This window comes from Arthrobacter sp. CMU6, assembly GCF_059090205.1.
The window spans coordinates 107,775-126,415 of sequence record NZ_JBNHFL010000010.1; the positions used below are offsets into that span (position 1 = coordinate 107,775).

General features: G+C 66.7%; 18 protein-coding genes. 8 read left to right on the top strand and 10 right to left on the bottom strand.

Annotated features, from left to right (window positions below; translation table 11 throughout):
- Positions 1-125: 125 nt before the first annotated feature.
- Genes AC5RWD_RS09235 through AC5RWD_RS09245 form a run of 3 tightly spaced genes read right to left on the bottom strand, consistent with a single transcriptional unit; the run spans position 126 to position 2,801 of the window.
- Positions 126-1,070: a COX15/CtaA family protein gene (locus AC5RWD_RS09235; protein ID WP_494019720.1), complete on the bottom strand. Its 945-nt coding sequence runs from the start codon at positions 1,068-1,070 to the stop codon at positions 126-128.
- 7 nt (positions 1,071-1,077) lie between these two features.
- Entirely contained in the window at positions 1,078-1,836 is a 759-nt protein-coding gene (locus AC5RWD_RS09240) for an ABC transporter permease (RefSeq protein WP_494019721.1), read from the bottom strand.
- The gene (locus tag AC5RWD_RS09245) at positions 1,833-2,801 is read right to left on the bottom strand and encodes an ABC transporter ATP-binding protein (protein WP_494019722.1); all 969 of its coding nucleotides are present in this window, start codon (positions 2,799-2,801) and stop codon (positions 1,833-1,835) included. Before AC5RWD_RS09245 ends, AC5RWD_RS09240 begins: the two co-directional genes overlap by 4 nt.
- 107 nt (positions 2,802-2,908) lie before the next feature.
- Between AC5RWD_RS09245 and AC5RWD_RS09250 the strand changes: the two genes are divergently transcribed.
- From AC5RWD_RS09250 to AC5RWD_RS09275, 6 genes are all read left to right on the top strand, one after another.
- Positions 2,909-3,760 carry a helix-turn-helix transcriptional regulator gene (locus tag AC5RWD_RS09250; protein WP_494019723.1) on the top strand — a complete coding sequence of 284 codons (852 nt, stop codon included), beginning with the start codon at positions 2,909-2,911 and terminating at the stop codon, positions 3,758-3,760.
- Positions 3,760-5,223 (top strand): Fe-S cluster assembly protein SufB, encoded by a 1,464-nt coding sequence (gene sufB, locus AC5RWD_RS09255; protein ID WP_314193282.1) that lies wholly within the window; start codon positions 3,760-3,762, stop codon positions 5,221-5,223. The genes AC5RWD_RS09250 and sufB overlap by 1 nt, the downstream gene beginning before the upstream one ends.
- Positions 5,223-6,464: a Fe-S cluster assembly protein SufD gene (gene sufD / locus AC5RWD_RS09260; RefSeq protein ID WP_494019724.1), complete on the top strand. Its 1,242-nt coding sequence runs from the start codon at positions 5,223-5,225 to the stop codon at positions 6,462-6,464. Before sufB ends, sufD begins: the two co-directional genes overlap by 1 nt.
- A gap of 62 nt (positions 6,465-6,526) precedes the next feature.
- Positions 6,527-6,886, top strand: a complete 360-nt coding sequence (locus AC5RWD_RS09265; RefSeq protein WP_494019725.1) for a non-heme iron oxygenase ferredoxin subunit — start codon at positions 6,527-6,529, stop codon at positions 6,884-6,886.
- Between the two features lie 96 nt (positions 6,887-6,982).
- Positions 6,983-7,771, top strand: a complete 789-nt coding sequence (sufC, locus tag AC5RWD_RS09270) for a Fe-S cluster assembly ATPase SufC (protein ID WP_494019726.1) — start codon at positions 6,983-6,985, stop codon at positions 7,769-7,771.
- A gap of 16 nt (positions 7,772-7,787) precedes the next feature.
- Positions 7,788-8,120, top strand: a complete 333-nt coding sequence (locus AC5RWD_RS09275) for a metal-sulfur cluster assembly factor (RefSeq protein ID WP_003798940.1) — start codon at positions 7,788-7,790, stop codon at positions 8,118-8,120.
- 76 nt (positions 8,121-8,196) lie between these two features.
- On the opposite strand, the gene ypfJ is transcribed toward AC5RWD_RS09275, so the two are convergent.
- Complete coding sequence (gene ypfJ / locus AC5RWD_RS09280) at positions 8,197-9,093, bottom strand: KPN_02809 family neutral zinc metallopeptidase (RefSeq protein ID WP_494019727.1); 897 nt, start codon at positions 9,091-9,093, stop codon at positions 8,197-8,199.
- Positions 9,094-9,153: 60 nt separating this feature from the next.
- Between ypfJ and AC5RWD_RS09285 the strand changes: the two genes are divergently transcribed.
- Both AC5RWD_RS09285 and AC5RWD_RS09290 read left to right on the top strand, forming a co-directional pair.
- The gene (locus AC5RWD_RS09285) at positions 9,154-10,560 is read left to right on the top strand and encodes a class I adenylate-forming enzyme family protein (RefSeq protein WP_494019728.1); all 1,407 of its coding nucleotides are present in this window, start codon (positions 9,154-9,156) and stop codon (positions 10,558-10,560) included.
- A 79-nt stretch (positions 10,561-10,639) separates the two neighbouring features.
- Positions 10,640-11,842 (top strand): thiolase family protein, encoded by a 1,203-nt coding sequence (locus AC5RWD_RS09290; RefSeq protein ID WP_494019767.1) that lies wholly within the window; start codon positions 10,640-10,642, stop codon positions 11,840-11,842.
- Positions 11,843-11,867: 25 nt separating this feature from the next.
- Here the strand turns inward: AC5RWD_RS09290 and menE are convergent, their stop codons facing one another.
- From menE to AC5RWD_RS09320, 6 genes are all read right to left on the bottom strand, one after another.
- Entirely contained in the window at positions 11,868-13,430 is a 1,563-nt protein-coding gene (gene menE, locus AC5RWD_RS09295) for an o-succinylbenzoate--CoA ligase (protein ID WP_494019729.1), read from the bottom strand.
- 42 nt (positions 13,431-13,472) lie between these two features.
- Entirely contained in the window at positions 13,473-14,828 is a 1,356-nt protein-coding gene (locus tag AC5RWD_RS09300; protein ID WP_494019730.1) for an MFS transporter, read from the bottom strand.
- Between the two features lie 62 nt (positions 14,829-14,890).
- Complete coding sequence (locus AC5RWD_RS09305) at positions 14,891-15,346, bottom strand: MaoC family dehydratase (RefSeq protein WP_494019731.1); 456 nt, start codon at positions 15,344-15,346, stop codon at positions 14,891-14,893.
- A 104-nt stretch (positions 15,347-15,450) separates the two neighbouring features.
- Positions 15,451-16,686, bottom strand: coding sequence for an acyl-CoA dehydrogenase family protein (locus AC5RWD_RS09310; protein WP_494019732.1), 1,236 nt, complete (start codon positions 16,684-16,686; stop codon positions 15,451-15,453).
- Entirely contained in the window at positions 16,683-17,579 is an 897-nt protein-coding gene (locus AC5RWD_RS09315) for an amidohydrolase family protein (protein ID WP_494019733.1), read from the bottom strand. The genes AC5RWD_RS09310 and AC5RWD_RS09315 overlap by 4 nt, the downstream gene beginning before the upstream one ends.
- Position 17,580: 1 nt before the next feature.
- Positions 17,581-18,540 (bottom strand): SDR family NAD(P)-dependent oxidoreductase, encoded by a 960-nt coding sequence (locus AC5RWD_RS09320; RefSeq protein WP_494019734.1) that lies wholly within the window; start codon positions 18,538-18,540, stop codon positions 17,581-17,583.
- Between the last annotated feature and the right edge of the window lie 101 nt (positions 18,541-18,641).

Sequence of the window (18,641 nt, forward strand, 5' to 3'; positions counted from 1 at the left end):
GACAAGACCTGCAGCAGCGTCGGGAAAAACCCGACAAGACCTGCAGCAGCGTCGGGAAAAACCCGACAAGACCTGCGGGAGCGTCGGGAAAAACCCGACAGGACCTGAGAGAGGGTCGGGGGAAGCTACTCGACGGGGCTGGAGCGGGCGATGTCGGCGGCGTTGGTTGCAGCGGCCATCAGCAGGGCCGCTCCCAGCATGTGCGCGCCCACGAGGAGCGCCGGAATGCCGTTGTAGTACTGCGTGAACCCGATGACGGCCTGGAGAACGGTGACGCCGAGCAGCATCAGCACGGCCGTCCGGAACGTCCCCGGGATGCCGCGGCGGAACACAAAGTACACGGCGAGCAGCGTCCCGGCGGTGACAAGGTAGGCAGGCACAGCATGGATGTGCGAGAACAGGTCCCAGTCCAGGTTGTTGCGGGGCGCATCGGCGTCGCCCGCGTGCGGTCCGGCGCCGGTGACCACGACGCCGAGCATGACGGCGACCGCGGAGAAGAGCGCGACGGCGGTCATCACCGGACGCACGACCCCCGGCAGTGAGGGGAGGGCAAGGGTCCGGAACCGCCCCGTCCTTCCGTAGGCCCGGTTCACCAGCAGCGTGGCGAAGACCACCAGGGCCATGGACACCAGGAAGTGCAGGCCAACCACCCACGGGTTCAGCTGGGTGAGCACGGTGATGCCGCCTATGACTGCCTGCGCCGGGATGCTCGCCAGCAGGCCCAGGGCCAGCAGGAACAGGTCCTTGCGCTCCTTGCGCAGGTTCCACAGGTAGACCAGCATGAGCGCAGCGACGGCGGCCAGGGCGAACGTCAGCAGCCGGTTGCCGAACTCGATGAAGCCGTGGATGCCCATCTCGGGGGTGTTCACCAGGGAATTGTTCGTGCACCTGGGCCAGGTGGGGCAACCCAGGCCGGAGGCGGTCAGCCGGACGGCGCCGCCGGTGACCACCAGGACCGTCTGTCCGATCAGGGACAGCACAGCCAGGCGGCGAACGGTGGCATCGACGGTGACCGGCAGCTTGGATGCCAGGCGGCCGACGAACTGGGGGAGGCGCGAAGCCGTGCTCACTTTATTCTCAATTCCATTTGAACCAGCGGATGGCTGCTGCGCCGGCGAGAACCGTCCACATCAGCAGGACAAGGACAGCATTGCCGTTCACGGCGCCATGCAGGAACGCGTCGCGCAGGCCTTCGCCGAGAGCCCCGGACGGCAGCAGGTGGACGGTGTTCTGGGCGAGTTCCGGCAGCCGCTGCATGGGGACCACAATCCCACCCAGGGCTCCGAGAAGGATCCACAGCAGGTTCGTGATGGCCAGCGTGGCCTCCGGCCGGACAGTGCCGGCCACCAGCAGGCCGAGGGCAGTGAATGCGGCCGCGCCCAGGACAAGCAGGAACAGCCCGGGCAGCACGCCCAGCGGATCGGGCCGCCATCCGAGGGGGAAGGCGACGGCGGCGACGATGACCACCTGGATCACGAGGACGGCGAGGACCGCAAGGATCTTCCCGGCGATGAGGCCTGTCCGTCCCAGCGGTGTTGTGGACAGAAAACGCAGCACGCCGTAGCGGCGGTCGAAGCCGGTCGCGATGCCCTGGCCGGTGAACGCAGTGGACATGGCGCAGAGCGCGAGGATGCCGGGGACGGCAACATTCACCCGGCTGTCCCCGATGCCGTCGAGCAGCGGGGTGACCGTCAGCCCGATCAGGGCAAGGAGCGGGAGGACCACGGCCAGGATCAGCTGCTCGCCGTTGCGGAGCATCGTGGCGGCCTCGTATTTGCCCTGCAGCAGGATCCGGCGGAGCAGGGGAGCAGGTGCGCTGCCCGTGGCTGTCGTCATCGGATTTCCCTTCCGGAAATGTCAAGGAACACATCTTCGAGGCTCCGGGCCTCCATGCTCAGCGAGCCCGGCATGATGCCGTGGTGTGCCCACCACGCCGTCAGCGCGGCGAGGTCCTCGGGGCTCAGCGCCCCGGCGGCGGTGTAGCTGCCGGAACGGGTCTCGCGGATCTCGATCTCGGCAGGCAGCACGCCGGTGAAGTCCAGTCCCGGCAGCGCCTCGAAGTGCAGCGTCCGGACGCGGTCCCTGTGGGGCGTCTCCGGCATGTTGTGCTGGAGCAGTTGGGCTACGGTGCCCTCGGCGACATTTCTGCCGGCGTCGATGATGTAAACGTAGTCGGCCAGGCGCTGCGCATCATCCATGAGGTGGGTTGTGAGGATAATCCCCATCCCGTTGTCACGGAGTTCGGCGATCAGGTCGAAGACCATCTGACGGGACTGCGGGTCCAGCCCTGCGCTCGGTTCGTCAAGGAACAGAACCTCGGGGTTGCCTATCAGGGCGGCGGCAAGGGCCAGCCGCTGCTTCTGTCCTCCGGACAGCCGGCGGACATTGGTCCGGCTGAAGGTGTCGATGCCGAGCCTCTGCACCAGCTCATCCAGCGGCCTGGGATTGCGGTACATTCCGGCAATGTGGCGGAGCAGGGGAATGGGACGGGCCGACGGCGGGAGGCCGCCGTCCTGGAGCATGACGCCAACGCGGGCGCGCAGTTCCGCGCCGGCGGTGCCGGGATCGGCACCGAGCAGCGTAATGGATCCGCCCGTGCGCTTCTGGAGCCCCTGCGCGCATTCGATGGTGGTAGTCTTGCCGGCACCGTTGGCTCCCAGCAGCGCCGTGACCTCGCCGCGGCCGGCGACGAGTGAGACGTCGCTCACCACCCTGAGCATCTTGCCATCGAGGGTGGAGAGCGGACCAACGTCCTTGATGAGCCCGTCGATGGTCAGTACGGGGGATTTGGGGGATCGCACCCCAGTATTCTACGGGAAGTAGTACTGTCGACGGTGAGCCGGCGGGCAGGGCTCAGGTCAGCCTTGCCTTACTGGAATGCCGCTGCAAATTACGACATGATTGTGTTGTGTATTCCATGACCAACACCACTTCCGCGCCTTTGGCCGGGCAGGGCGCGCCTGCAGGTGCGCTGCGCGGTGAAAAACGTGCTGCCCTGGCGTCCGTGCCCGCCGCGGCCGATACCGATGAGCGCACGCGTGACCGCGTCCTCAGCGCCGTCCTGGAACACGGCCCGGTCAGCGCCGCAGAACTGGGCGACCTGCTCGGATTCACCCCGGCCGCCGTCCGCCGCCACCTGGACCACCTGTACCGGGCGGGTGTGATCGAGGTCAAGCGCGTGGCCCGCGCAGGCGCCGGTGCCGGGCGCCCCGCCCGCCGCTACGTCCTCAGCTCCCAGGGCCAGTCGTCACTGGGCGATGACTACCTCAACATCGCCACCCTCGCGCTCAAGCAGCTCGGCGCGGTGGCGGGGGATGAAGCCGTCCGCCAGTTCGCCGTCGAGCGTTTCGCGGAGATGGAACGCCGCTACGCCCCCGAGGTGGAAGCAGCCGGAACGGACATCACCGCCCGTGCGCAGGCGCTGTCCGCCGCACTTTCCCGGGACGGTTTTGTCGCCTCCACGGCCTCGATCGAAGCCAAGGCCCCCCTTCCCGCCGCACTCTCCAGCGTCCAGCTGTGCCAGGGCCACTGCCCCATCCAGCAGCTGGCCACCCAGTTTCCCGTGTTCTGCGACGCGGAGACGGAAATGTTTTCGCGCCTCGTAGGTGTCGATGTCCGCAGGCTCTCCACGCTCGCCCGCGGGGGACACGTCTGCACCACCCACATACCCACAGGACGTCCGGCCGTGACGGTGGCCCCGGCCACCGATGCCCCGGACAACCTGGATGAAGTATCCAACCATCTGCAAGAAAGGCCGTGATGACGGACCAACTATCAGAGAAGACGGTTGCTGAGACTGCTGTGATTTCGGAGATTCTGGAAAAGAATCCCGAGCTGCACGGGATCGGCACCTATGAGTACGGCTGGGCCGACAAGAACGACGTCGGCGCTAACGCCCGCCGCGGCCTCAACGAGGACGTGGTCCGCGACATCTCGGCCAAGAAGAGCGAGCCGGAATGGATGCTGGACCTGCGCCTCAAGGGTCTGAAGTACTTCGACCGCAAGCCCATGCCCACCTGGGGCGCGGACCTGTCCGGGATCGACTTCGACAACATCAAGTACTTCGTGCGTTCCACCGAGAAGCAGGCCGCCACCTGGGAGGACCTGCCCGAAGACATCCGCAACACGTACGAGAAGCTCGGCATCCCGGAAGCCGAGCGCAGCCGCCTGGTCTCCGGTGTGGCAGCCCAGTACGAGTCCGAGGTGGTTTACCACCAGATCCGCGAGGACCTTGAGGCCCAGGGCGTCATCTTCCTGGACACGGACACCGCGCTGCGCGAGCACCCGGAGATCTTCCAGGAATACTTCGGCACGATCATTCCGGTGGGCGACAACAAGTTCGCCTCGCTGAACACGGCCGTATGGTCCGGCGGTTCCTTCGTGTACGTGCCCAAGGGCGTGCACGTTGACATCCCGCTGCAGGCCTACTTCCGCATCAACACGGAAAACATGGGCCAGTTCGAGCGCACGCTGATCATCGCCGACGAGGACTCCTACGTCCACTACATCGAAGGCTGCACCGCGCCGATCTACACCTCGGATTCGCTGCACTCGGCCGTCGTCGAGATCGTGGTCAAGAAGGGCGCCCGCGTCCGCTACACCACCATCCAGAACTGGTCCAACAACGTGTACAACCTCGTGACCAAGCGCGCCATCTGCGAAGAGGGCGCCACCATGGAGTGGATCGATGGCAACATCGGCTCCAAGGTCACCATGAAGTACCCGGCTGTGTACCTCACGGGCGAGCACGCCAAGGGCGAGACCCTTTCGATCGCGTTCGCCGGCGAAGGCCAGCACCAGGACACCGGATCCAAGATGGTGCACATCGCACCGAACACCAAGAGCTCGATCATCTCCAAGTCCGTTGCCCGCGGCGGCGGACGCGCGGCCTACCGCGGCCTGGTCCAGGTCCGCGAGGGTGCCAAGCACTCCGCGAACACGGTGCGCTGCGACGCGCTGCTGGTGGACACCATCAGCCGCTCGGACACCTACCCCTACATCGATATCCGCGAGGATGACGTGCAGCTGGGTCACGAGGCAACTGTCTCGCGCGTTTCCGAAGAGCAGCTCTTCTACCTCATGTCCCGCGGCATGCGCGAAGACGAAGCCATGGCCATGATCGTGCGCGGCTTCATTGAGCCGATCGCCCGCGAGCTGCCGATGGAATACGCCCTCGAGCTGAACCGCCTCATTGAACTCCAGATGGAAGGATCCGTCGGTTAATGACTGCCGAAATTATTACTGAAAAGGCCCGCATCGGAGCCCCTTCCATCGCCGGCTTCACCGAGGAAGGCGAGGCGCTGGTCTCCGCTAAGGTGGACCACAGCCACAACCACGGCGTCACCGTGATGTCCTCGCGCGCCGAGCGGCTCACGAGCTTCGACGTCGCCGACTTCCCGCTGCCCACCGGCCGCGAAGAGGAATGGCGCTTCACCCCGGTCCGCGGCCTGGCCAACCTGTTCTCCGACGCAGCGACGGACGGCGAAGCGGCCGCGTTCACCGTGGAAGCCCCCGAAGGCTATGTCCGCGGCAACCTGGCACAGGGAGCCGCCCCGCGCGGTACCGTCCTGACCCCGGCCGACCGTTCCGCCGTCGTCGCCTCCGCCAACACGGACGAGGCACTGCACGTGGTCATCCCTGCCGAGGCCGAACCGGCTGAGCCGGTGCGCATCCTGGTCAACGGTGCGGGCGCAGGCCGGCGCTCCAACGCGCACTTCGTGCTGGAAGCCGGCGCCAACTCCCGCAGCGTGGTCATCCTTGAGCACACCGGTGCGGCCGACCACAACGGCAACCTGGAAGTCATCGTCGGCGAGGGCGCAAAGCTCACCGTCATCTCGGTGCAGCTCTGGGAAGACGACGCAAAGCACCTGGGCCAGCACGACGCCCAGGTGGGCAAGGACGCGGTCTACAAGCACATCGCCGTTTCGCTCGGCGGTTCCGTGGTGCGCCTGAACTCCAACGTCCGCTTCTCCGGTGAGGGCGCCGAGGCCGAGCTGCTGGGCCTCTACTTCGCCGACGCCGGCCAGCACCTGGAGCACCGCTCCTTCGTTGACCACAACGTGGCCAACTGCAAGTCGAACGTGCTCTACAAGGGCGCCCTGCAGGGCAAGAACGCGCACACCGTATGGGTGGGCGACGTACTGATCCAGAAGCAGGCCCTGGGCACCGACTCGTACGAGAAGAACCAGAACCTGGTGCTCACCGACGGCTGCCGCGCGGACTCCGTGCCCAACCTCGAAATCGAGACAGGCCTCATCGAGGGTGCCGGCCACGCCAGCTCCACCGGACGCTTCGACGACGAGCACCTGTTCTACCTGATGGCCCGCGGCATTCCCGAAGAGGTGGCCCGTCGCCTGGTGGTGCGCGGCTTCCTTAACGAGATCATCCAGCAGATCAAGGTTCCGGCACTCGAAGAGCGCCTGACCGAGGCTGTTGAGCGCGAACTCGCCGCCACCCAGAACTGAAACCAGGCCCGGCCAACCAGCCGGAACAGCCAACCAGCCGGAACGACAGCACAGGACAACGGATGACTGAACAGCCCAAGGGCGAAATCGTCTGCAGCGCACACGAGATCCAGCCCAAGCAGGCCCTGCGGATCCTGGTCGACGACTACCCGGTCGCGATCGTCAAGGACTCAATGGGGGAAATTCACGCAATCGGTGACACGTGCTCGCATGCGGACATCTCGCTCTCCGAGGGCGAGGTGGAAGGCTGCGCCATCGAGTGCTGGGGGCACGGCTCCCAATTCGACCTGCGCACCGGTGAACCCCTGCAGCTGCCGGCCTACGACCCCGTTCCGGTGTTCGCGGTGGAGATCCACGGAGACGACGTCTACGTGGACTTCACCAACGTCCTGAACGGCGCCGAAACGCCGAACTTCAGCTAATCCGGCACTACAGCCGGGCCTGCACCAGAACTCAACAACTTCCAGAACAAAGACCGCGTCGCTGCCTGGACAGCGGCGCAGAGGAGAACAAGATACATGTCTACTCTTGAGATCAAGGACCTGCACGTCAGCATCGACACCGAGCAGGGCACCAAGGAGATCCTGAAGGGCGTCAGCCTGACCATCCGCACCGGTGAGACCCACGCCATCATGGGCCCCAACGGCTCCGGCAAGTCCACGCTGGCGTCCACCATCGCCGGCCACCCCCGCTACAACGTCACCGGCGGCACCATCACGCTGGACGGCGAAGACGTGCTGGCCATGAGCGTTGACGAGCGCGCCCGCGCCGGCGTCTTCCTGGCCATGCAGTACCCGGTGGAGGTTCCCGGCGTCACCATGACCAACTTCCTGCGGACCGCCAAGACCGCCATCGACGGCGAAGCGCCGGCACTGCGCACCTGGACCAAGGACGTCAAGGCAGCCATGCAGCAGCTGCGCATTGACGCGGACTTCGCCCAGCGCAATGTCAACGAAGGCTTCTCCGGCGGTGAGAAGAAGCGCGTTGAGATCCTGCAGCTGGAACTCTTCAAGCCGAAGTTCGCCGTCCTCGACGAGACCGACTCCGGCCTGGACGTTGACGCGCTCAAGGTTGTCTCCGAAGGCGTCAACCGTGCGCATGCCGCCGGCAACATGGGCACGCTGCTCATCACGCACTACACCCGCATCCTGCGCTACATCAAGCCTGACTTCGTGCACGTTTTCGTGAACGGCCAGGTTGTCGAAGAGGGCGGCCCGGAACTCGCCGACCGCCTGGAAGAAGAAGGCTACGACCGTTACGCCGCGGGTGCCGGGTCAGCCGCGGCTGCCGCAGCGGTCCAGGCCTAGTTAGGACTGACTGACCATGACCGAAATCGACGCAGCCCGCACCGGGCTGGAGGATGTCGAAGAGGCACTCAAGGACGTCATCGACCCCGAGCTCGGGGTCAACATCGTGGACCTCGGGCTGCTCTACGGCCTGAAGTACTCGGAGGACGACGGCGCCCTGCTGATCGACATGACCCTCACCACGGCCGCCTGTCCGCTGACCGACGTGCTCGAGGAGCAGGTCGGCAAGGCGCTTGACGGCGTAGTGGACGAGTGGCGCCTGAACTGGGTATGGATGCCGCCATGGGGTCCGGAGCGGATCACCGACGACGGCAAGGACCAGATGCGGGCCCTCGGCTTCAACATCTAAAAAGTTCGACGGCGGCCGGCCACCTTCTCATCGAAGGTGACCGGCCGCTGTCGTTTCAGTTAAGCCGCCGATTCAGTTAGAGGGTCGCGGCGCTGAACGTGTCGCACTGGTTGATGTCACCGGTCTTGTAGCCCTGGTAGAACCACTTCTGCCGCTGCGCGCTGGACCCGTGCGTCCAGCCCTCGGGATTCACGCGGCCCGTGGCGGCCTTCTGGATCCGGTCGTCGCCTACGGAGGAGGCAGCCGACAGTGCGTCGTTCAGGTCCTTCTGCGTGAGCGGCTCAAGGAAGGGCTTGCCGGTCTTCGGGTCCTTCTGCGTGGTGGCGTACCGCGTCCAGAGCCCGGCGTAGCAGTCGGCCTGGAGTTCCACCCTGACGGCGCCCGATTCCGCGCCCTGCGGATCCTGCTGCGCCTTGTCCAGATCCCCGAGGATGTTCTGGATGTGATGGCCAAACTCGTGTGCCACCACGTATTCCTGGGCCAGCGGGCCACCGGAGGAGCCGAAGCGGGTCACGAGGTCCTGGAAGAAGCCGGGATCAAAGTAGGCCGTAGTGTCCGGCGGGCAGTAGAACGGGCCCACCTCGGACGTGGCCGTACCGCAGCCGGTGCGGGTGGCGCCCTCGAACAGCACCGTCTTCGGCCGCGGGTACTTCACGTTGTAGTCAGCGAGGTACGCCGGCCAGAACACGTTGAGGCTGTTCACCGTCCCGGCAATCCGGCAGTCGAGGTCCCTGTCGGCGTCGGAACCCAGCTTGCACTGGGCGAGGGGCGTTCCCGTGCTTTGGGCGGGCTGTTCCTGGCCGGTGCCGAGGAGTCCGCCCAGCAACTGCGGGTTGATGCCGAACAGGGCCGCGAGCAGCAGGACGACACCGCCCCCGATGCCTCCGCCGATCTTTGTGCCGCGGCCAACTCCACCGCCGCGCCGGTCTTCCACCTGGGATGGGTCCAGCTCGACCCCGTCATTGAAGCTCATGTTGTCACAATAGTCTTTGCCACAGGGCAGTGGCGGGTTCGGGCCGGTAAAGTTGGTCCGATGCCTTTTCTCAACAACCTTCAGCGTTGGGCCGATGAACGCCCCGATGACACCGCCGTCGTCGTGGCCGGAAAGCGGCTCAGCTGGGCCGAACTGCGCGATGCTGCGCAGGCCGCGGCGGCCGGCAGCACAGCTCCCGTCACGGTCCTCGCCCAGCCCAATTCCACCCGGTTCGCCGTTGATTTCGCCGCTGCCGTTGCCGGTGACCGTGAGTGCGCGGTTCTGGACCCCACGTGGCCCGAAGCGCTGCAGGACGAGATCGTCCAGCGGCTGGGCAGCCGGGTGGACCCCGCGCCCGGCAGCGCCGGCACAGAGCTGGCGGACGGGGATCCTGCAGCTTCGTTCCTCATTGGCCTGACCTCCGGCACCACCTCCGTTCCCAAGGCCTTCACCCGTTCGCGCAGTTCCTGGCAGCAGTCCTTCGAAGCTTCCATGGAGTTTTTCGGGCTCAGCAGGCAGGACAGGACGCTGGCCCCGGGCCCGCTGGCAGCGAGCCTCAATCTGTACGCCCTGGCCGAGTGCCTCTACGCCGGCTCTGAGTTCCATACGCTCGAATCGTTCGACGTCGGGGACGTCCACGCCGCGATCACCCACGACGGCATCACCCGGCTGGTGCTGGTACCCACCATGCTGCGGCTGCTCAGCGAACGCGGGTTGCTGGGCTGCGTGGATGCCTCGGGCGTCCGGACCATCATTTGTGCGGGCTCGAAGCTGGATGCGCGGACGCTGGAGGCGGCCCGCCGGTGGGCCCCGCACGCGACCATTTTCGAGTACTACGGCGCGTCGGAGCTGAGTTTCGTTTCAGGCGCAGGAATGGCGGCGGGGGAGCCGTTCGCTGCAGGAAGCACCGCGATCGGCCGGCCGTTCCCGGGCGTCGAGGTGCGGATCCTGGACGACTCCGGGGCGGAGCTTCCCGACGGGGTAGCCGGCAACATCAGTGTCCAGAGCGGGATGGTCAGCAACGGTTACCTCTGGGGAGACGACGGCCAGGCGCTGCGCTGCTTCGACGGCTGGTACACCGTGGGGGACCAGGGCTACCTGTCCGGCGGGGTGCTGCACATCCTCGGCCGGCGCGCCGACATGATCATCACCGCAGGCAAGAACGTTTACCCACACGAGGTGGAGCTGGCGCTGTCCTCAGTGCCGGGAGTCGCGTCGGCGATTGCAGCCGGCATGGACGACGACCTCCGCGGCCAGCGCGTGGTGGCCGGCATCGTTCCGTCCCATGGCGGGGTGACGGCAACCCAGCTCAAGACCGGCCTGGAGGATGTCCTGGCCAAGGACAAGCGGCCGCTGCAGTACTTCGCCCTCGATGAGCTTCCGGTGACGGACCGCGGAAAGGTCAGCCGCCGCCTGCTGCTCGACTGGATCGAGGCCCGCGACAGCAGGGTCCGGCACCTTGTCTAGGAACAGCGAGTCCGGCGCGGGGCCGGGAAGCTCCGGATTCGAGCGGCCCGAACTCACACTGCCCGACGACCGGCAGCCGGTGATCATCGCTGCGCTGCGCACTCCGATCTGCCGGGCGAACGGGGCGCTGAAGCACCTGCGCTCCCACGAGCTCCTGGCTCCCGTCATCACGGCACTGCTCGCCGAAACGGGAGTGGACGCCAGCGAGGTGGCGGACGTCGTCATCGGCAACGCGGTGGGCGCGGGCGGCAACGTGGCCCGGCTTGCGGCCCTGGAAGCCGGCCTGCCGGTGACCGTTCCGGGCCTTACCGTCGACCGCCAGTGCGGCTCGGGCCTGGACGCCATCGTCCTCGCATCGCGGCTCGTCGCGGCCGGCGGCGGCACCTACCTGGCGGGCGGCGTTGAGAGCATCAGCACCGCGCCGCTGCGGGCACACCGGAACGACGGCGGCGAACCGGCCTTCTTCAGCCGCGCCCAGTTTGCGCCGCACAGCCACGGCGACCCGGACATGGGCGTGGCGGCCGAGAACGTCGCGCGGGAGTACGGCCTCAGCCGCGCCCAGCAGGACGAGTTTGCCCTTCGCAGCCACCGCCGCGCGGTAGCGGCTCAGGCCGGTGGCGCGTTCGCCCGGGAGATCGTGCCTCTGCCGGCCACTACGGGGACAGCGCCGGCGCCGGAAGCTGTAACGGCGGGAACCGTACCGCCGAAAGTGACGGCCGACGACGGTCCCCGCCCCCGACTCAGCGAGGCGCTGATGGCGCGGTTCCCCGCGGCGTTCGTGGAGTCCGGGACTGTCACCGCCGGAAACTCGTGTTTCGACGCTGACGGTGCAGCCGCCGTCGTGATCACCTCCCTGGCCAGGGCCCGGGAGCTGGGCGCTGCCGACGCGCTGGCCGTGCTGGGCACGGAGACGGCCGGGGTGGAGCCGCAGTTGCTGGGCATCGGTGCCGCAGCGGCCGCCTCAAGGCTGCTGGCGGCGCAATCTGTGGAAGCCGCGGACGTGGACCTGGTGGAGTTCAACGAGGCGTTCGCTTCCCAGACGCTCGCGTGCCTGGACCACCTGGGGATCGATCCGCTCCGGGCCAACGCCGACGGCGGTGCCCTGGCTTTGGGCCATGCCTACGGGGCGTCCGGCGCTGTGCTGGTTACCCGCCTGCTGGCGCAGGCCCGGCGGGTGCCTGCCGGGCCTGCGCAGTCTGCCCAAGGAAAGCTGGCCCTGGCGATGATCAGCATCGCCGGCGGTATGGGCACCGCGGCGCTGTTCCGCCACATCCCGCTGTAGGCCGGACGGACGCAGCCACGAACCGCTACAGGGCTGCCGGGTCCGGGAACAGCTGCTGCCGGAGGTCCTTCTTCCGGATCTTCCCACTGGCCGTCCGTGGCAGGTCGTCGACGAACACCACCGCCTTGGGGATCTTGTAGCGCGCGAGCCGGCCGTCCAGGTGCGCCCGGACCTGCTCTTCGGTCAGGGTCGCACCTTCGCGGACCACCACAACGGCCCGCGGCACCTCACCCCATTTGTCGTCCGGGACACCGATCACCGCCACGCTCCCCACGGCGCCGATTTCGGCGATGGCCTGCTCCACCTCGGCCGGGTAGATGTTCTCGCCGCCGGAAATGATCATGTCCTTGAGCCGGTCTGAAACAAAGACGAACCCGTCCTGGTCCTGGTAGCCCATGTCCCCGGACTTGAACCAGCCGCCGTCGGAGTAGGACCCGGCGGTGGCATCCGGCCGGTTCCAGTATTCGCGGATGACGTTGGGGCCCTTGATCTGGATTTCACCCACGGCGCCCTGCTGGACCGGGCCGCCGGCGGGGTCGGCGATCCTCACGTCGGTGAAGAAGTGCGGCAACCCGGAGGAGCCGGCCTTGTCCCGGGAGCGGGAGGCGGGCAGCGTGGTTGCCCCCGGCGCTGTTTCCGTCATGCCGTAGCCGTTCGAGAAACGCAGGCCCCGGGCTTCGTAGGCCTCCAGGACCCGCAGGGGGACGGCGGATCCGCCGCAGGTGAGCTTGTTCAGCGAGGTGATGTCCGACGTCGGCCATTCCGGATGCTCGCAGAGCATCTGGTAAGTGGTGGGCACCCCGCTGATGGTGGTGACGCGGTGGCGTTCGATGAGCTGCAGCGCCCGCTGCGGATCGAACCTGGGCTCGAGGATCACAGTGCCTCCCTTGAGCAGGGTGGGCAGGACCCCCATGTCCAGCGACGCCACATGGAACATCGGGGAGATCATCAAGGCCACGTCGGCGGAGGAGAAGTCGAAATCGGTGATGACGTTGATGCAGTTCCAGGTGATGTTCCCATGCGTGAGCAGGGCGCCCTTGGGGTTGCCGGTGGTTCCGGAGGTGTAGAGGATCATGGCGCCGTCGTCCAGGGTGACGGGCTCATCCACGGGCTCGGCGCCGCCCGATGCGACGACGTCCTCATAGTCCTCGGCGGCCGCATCGGCGGCGGCTGCATCAGCGCCAGCAGGTGTAGCGTCGCCGACTACGAGCCGCGTCAGCGCTGTCCCCCCGGCAGCCGCATGGGCCACGGTGCCCAGGTCCGCGGCGTAGACCAACGCGGCAGCGGAGCTGTCGTCCAGCTGGAACCTGATTTCCGGCGGTGCGAGCCTGGTGTTGAGGGGGACGAAGATGGCGCCCAGCTGGCCGCACGCGAAGAGCGTCTCCAGGAAGGCGGGGTGGTTTTCCCCGAGGTAGGCCACCCTTGAGCCCCTGGCCACGCCGCGGCCCCGCAGGGCGTTGGCCAGCCGGCAGCTGCGGTCGGCGAACTGTTCATAGCTGAGTTTCCGGTCCCCGGCGATGAGCGCCGTCTTGTCCCCGGATTTCGGGCGGCGCCGTTGCAGCCACGACCCGATGCCAAAATTTTCCATCGAGCATCCTTTCTTGTCTCAAAATAGTCCTTGTGCGGCCGCTCAGAGCCGTGGGGACTGCAAATCGTTGTTCTTGGGCTCCCTGGTAAGCAGGATGAACACGATGGACACCACGGACATGCCGGCCAGGTACAGGGCAACGGAGCCGGTGTTCTGGCCCGAGTCCTTGAAGATTTGTGCCACGACGCCGGGTGTGAAGCCGGCGCCCAGGAGCGTCGCGAGCTGGTAGCCCAGGGACGCACCGGTGTAGCGGGAAGTGGTGGCGAACTGCTCGGAGACGAACGCCGCCATGGGGCCAAAGAGAGTGGAGTGGATCATTAGCCCCACGGTGAAGGCCACGAAGATGAGGAAGATGTTGTTGGAGGACAGCAGCTGGAACATCGGCAGGAGGTACAGGATGAAGAGCACCAGCCCGCCGATCATCACTGGGCGGCGGCCCAGCCGGTCCGAGAGCCTGCCGCCCAGGACCACGAAGGCGATGGAGATGAGGGAGGCGGCGGCGAAGGCGTACAGCACGCCCTGCCGCTCGGCGCCCTTGGAGACCGCGAAGGTGACGGAGAACGTCGCCATCACCACCTGCAGGGCAAACCCGGCGGCTCCGGCGAGCATGGTGAAGATCAATGTCCGGGGCCGGCGCAGGACCTGTACCAGCGGAAAGCGCGGGGCTGCGGTTCCTGTTGCAGCGGAATCCTGGCTCTTGGCCAGCGCTTCCTGTTCGATGGCGGCCTTAAAGATGGGGCTCTCGGAGACCTTGAGCCGGACGAACATTCCGACGATCAACAGGACAAAGGAGAGCAGGAACGGCACCCGCCAGCCCCAGGAGAGGAACTGTTCGTTCGGCAAGGCGGCGAAGGCGCCCATAATGAGGGTGCCCAGCACGGCGCCCGAGGGTGCGCCGGCGTTGACGAAGGAAGCCGCAAAGCCTCGCCGTCCGGACTCGGAATGCTCCAGTGCCATCAGGGCCGCGCCGCCCCATTCGCCGCCCACGGCAATGCCCTGGAACACGCGCAGCACGACGAGGAGCACGGCGCCCCACGGCCCTGCCACCGAGGCATCGGGAATGACGCCGATCAGGGTGGAGGCCACGCCCATGACTGCCATTGATACGATCAGCATTCCCTTTCGGCCCACCCTGTCGCCAAAGTGGCCGAAGATGATGCCGCCGAGGGGCCGGGCCACGTAGCCGGCGGCGAAGGTGCCGTAGGCGGCCACGACGCCCACCCAGTCGTCGAGCCCGGAGAAGAAGACTTTCGGGAAGACCACTGCGGCGGCGGTGGCGTAGAGCAGGAAGTCGTAGTACTCGATGGTGCTGCCCAGATAGCTGGAGGCGATGACGGTGCGGGCTTCCCTGCGCCGGGCGGTCACATCCATGCTTTGGAGCTGCGAAGTTTGGGACATCGTTGTTCCTTACTGCACGTGCGGGTGGGGGAGGGTGGAAGCGGCTTCCCTCTGGAAGCGGCTTACTTGTAGAAACGGGCGAGGAATTCGGCCACGACGGCAGGGCGCTCCTGGCCTTCAATCTCGATGGTGTTGGAAACCTTGATCTGGGCGCCGCCCTTGACCTCGGTGACCTCGGCGATGGTGGCCTGCATGCGGATCCGTGAGCCCACCTTGACCGGGGAGGTGAACCGGACCTTGTCCAGGCCGTAGTTGACCTTGGTGCTGACGCCGTCGACGTCGAACAGCTCGCCCCAGAAGGGGATGATGAGCGAGAGCGTGAGGAAGCCGTGCGCGATCGGGGCGCCGAACGGGCCGACCTTGGCGCGCTCGGGGTCCACGTGGATCCACTGGTCGTCACCCGTGGCGTCGGCGAATTTGTTGATCTGTTCCTGGGTGATTTCGCGGTATTCCGTGACGCCCAGATCGGTGCCGGCGAGGGTGAGCAGTTTGTCGAAGTCTACGACGAGATTGGGCATGTGGTGCCTCCTGGGTGATGTTGCAGTTGCGGAAATTTGGCGTTGCGGAAGTACGACGGCGCTGCGGTGCTGCCGCCGTCGGGCTTGCATTGGTGGTTTTTCAGTTAGCGGGTGAAGGCGCTTTCGCCGGTGAGGGCGCGGCCGATGATAAGGGCATTGATTTCGTGGGTGCCCTCGTACGAGTAGACGGCTTCGGCGTCGGCGTGGAACCGGGCGACGTCGGCGGCGAGTGTGATGCCGTTGCCGCCCACCACTTCGCGGGCCAGGGCGACAGTGTCGCGCATGAACAGGCTGGTCTGCATCTTGGCCAGGGCTGAGTCCTGGTCGCGGTAGATGCCCTTGGCCTGCTGTTCGGTCAGCCGGACCACCAGGGAGAGACTGGCCGTGACGTTGCCGAGCATCCGGGCGAGCTTTTCCTGGACCAGCTGGAAGGAGCCCACCGGGCGGCCGAACTGGCTGCGTCCGGTGACGTACCGGAGCGCCGCTTCGAATGCGCCGGCCTGGATGCCGGCGGCAACCCAGGCCACATCCGACCGCATGGCCCGCAGCATCGCCGCGACGTCCCGGAACGAGGTCACCTGATGCAGACGCATGGATTCCGGCACGCGCACGCTGCTGAGGGTGATGTGCGCGTTCTGCATCATCCGCAGCGAGGTCTTGCCGTGGATTTTCTCCAGCGTCACGCCGTCGGCCTCCCGGTCAACCAGGAAGGCCTTGACCTGCCCGTCAGCCACGTCCCTGGCGAAAACGGCGAGGACGTCCGCAGTGGCGGCCCCGCCGATCCAGCGTTTGGCGCCACCGATGATCCAGCTGCCGTCATGTTGCCGGCGAGCGGTGGTGGCCAGCCCTCCTGCGATGTCCGAACCGGACTCGGGCTCGGTCAGGCAGAAAACGCCCTTGAGGGAGAAGTCGATGACTTTCGGCATCCACTCGTGCTGCTGCTCCGGCGAGGCGCCGACGCGGATGGCGGTGCGGAAGAGCCCGGCCTGGGCGGTGTACCAGGTGGCCAGCGAGGCATCGGTGCGGGCGAGTTCGAAGATCCGGAAACCCTGGTAGATCCCGCGGGCGGCGATTCGTTCCGTACCCCAGGCACCCGTGAGTTCGGCGGGTTCCATCAGGTCCAGGTCGATCAGCGGGTTGGCCAGCTGCTCCGGGAACTCGCCGCGCTCCCAGTAATCGGCCAGCAGCGGCCTGGCCTCGCGGTCCAGGAAGTCACGGAGCCGGCCGAGGACCTGGCGCTCATCCTCGGTGAGGAGGGATTCGGCATCGTAGTAGTCGCAGACACCATACAGCCGGGTCTTCTCGGCAGCAGGAGTCCGCTCAGCCGTGGTGGTGCTCATCTTGCCCCCAGTCCGAGCAGGCGGATGGCGTTGTGCTTGAGGATCTTCGGCCGTACCTCGTCCTTCAGCGGCAGGTCGGCGAAGGCGCCCAGCCACTTCTGCGGCGTGATGAGCGGGAAGTCCGTGCCGAACAGGACCTTGTCCTGCAGGTAGGAGTTGGACGCTTTCACCAGGGACTCCGGGAAGTACTTGGGTGACCAGCCGGAGAGGTCGATGAACACATTCGCCTTGTGGGTGGCGATCGAGTTGGCCTCGTCCTGCCACGGCACCGAGGGATGGGCCATGATGATCTGCAGCTCCGGGAAGTCCGCGGCCACGGCGTCCAGCAGCAGCGGGTTCGAGTAGGCCAGCTTGATGCCGTACCCGCCTGGCAGACCCGCGCCCATGCCGTTCTGTCCGGTGTGGAAAATCGCGGGCAGGCCCAGTTCCTGAAGCGTCTCCCAGAGCGGGTAGAAGCGCTCGTTGGAGGGGTCGAAGCCCTGCAGGCTCGGGTGGAACTTGAAGCCGCGGGCGCCCAGTTCCACGGCCTGGTGCTTGGCGCCGACGACGGCGTCCTCGCCGGTGCGGGGGTCGACGCTGCCGAACGGGATCAGGACGTCGTTGTTCCGGGCGGCGCCGGCGATGAGTTCCGGGATGCTATTGGGCTCGTGCTGGAGCTGGGTCCGGGCATCCACGGTGAAAACCACGGCGGCCATGTTCAGTTCGCGGTACACATCGGCGATGCGGTCCAGGGACGGGGTGCGGTCTTCGGCCTTGAAGTACTTGGAAGAGGCCTCGATCAGGGCGTCCGGAAGCGAGCCGTGGCCGCAGCTGTCCACTTCGAGGTGGACGTGCATGTCGACCGCGTCGATCTTTGCGGCGTCGATGCCCAGTTCGTAGGGGGTGGTGGCCATGTCAGGGCACCCGCGCCGGTTCGGGCTGGACCGGCCGGGATTCGGGCTGAAGCTCTGCCGGCAGGGGGAGGAACTCCTCGCCATAGCCCTGCAGCGTGTCCGGGGTGAAGAGGGTGCCTGCGTTCTGGCGCAGGGCCTCGTAACTCCAGCCGCCGTCGCGGTATTCGGTGGTGGCCGCCGTCGGGTGTGTCCAGACCTGGAGGCGGTCCCCGCCGACGCCGATGGCCTGGCCGGTGATGCCGGCGGCTTCATCGGAGGCGAGGAAGGCAATCAGCCCGGCGACGTCGTCGGCGGTTCCGAAGCCGAGGTCGTGACGGAAGAACGACGGCATGGCCTCACCGCGTTCGTCCGCCTCGACGGCCTTCTGGAAGTAGGGGACTGTCTTGGTCATGGCGGTGGCGGCCACCGGGATGACGGCGTTTGCGGTGACGCCGGCCTTCTTCATCTCCAGGGCCCAGGTCCGGACCATGCCAACGATGCCGGCCTTCGCGGCCGCGTAGTTGGTCTGGCCGAAGTTGCCGCGCTGGCCGGTCGGGGAGCCGATGGTGATGATGCGACCCTGAACGTTGTTGGCCTTGAAGTAGGCGAAGGCCTCGCGGACACAGGTAAAGGTGCCGCGGAGGTGGACGTTGATGACGGCATCGAAATCCTCGTCGGTCATCTTCAGCAGGCTCTTGTCCCGCAGGATGCCGGCGTTGGTGACCAGGATGTCGAGGCGGCCGAACGCATTGACCGCCGCCTGGACCAGCTGCTGCGCAACTTCCGTGCTGCCGACGGGAGCGACGACGCCAGCCGCGCTGCCGCCGTCGGCCTCGATGGTCCGGACTGCTTCCGAGGCGACGTCCGCGTCAACGTCATTAATGACGACAGCGGCACCCTGGCGGGCGAGTTCGCGGGCGTAGGCCAGGCCGAGACCGCGGCCGCTGCCCGTGACGATTGCTACTTTGCCTGACAGGCTCATTGCTGCTCCTTTGCTAGCGGATCGTGCATCCTACGCTTCGGCATGGGATGCTGTTCTGTATCCATGAAAATCTGGATAGTTGAAAAAGTCAATGATTATTT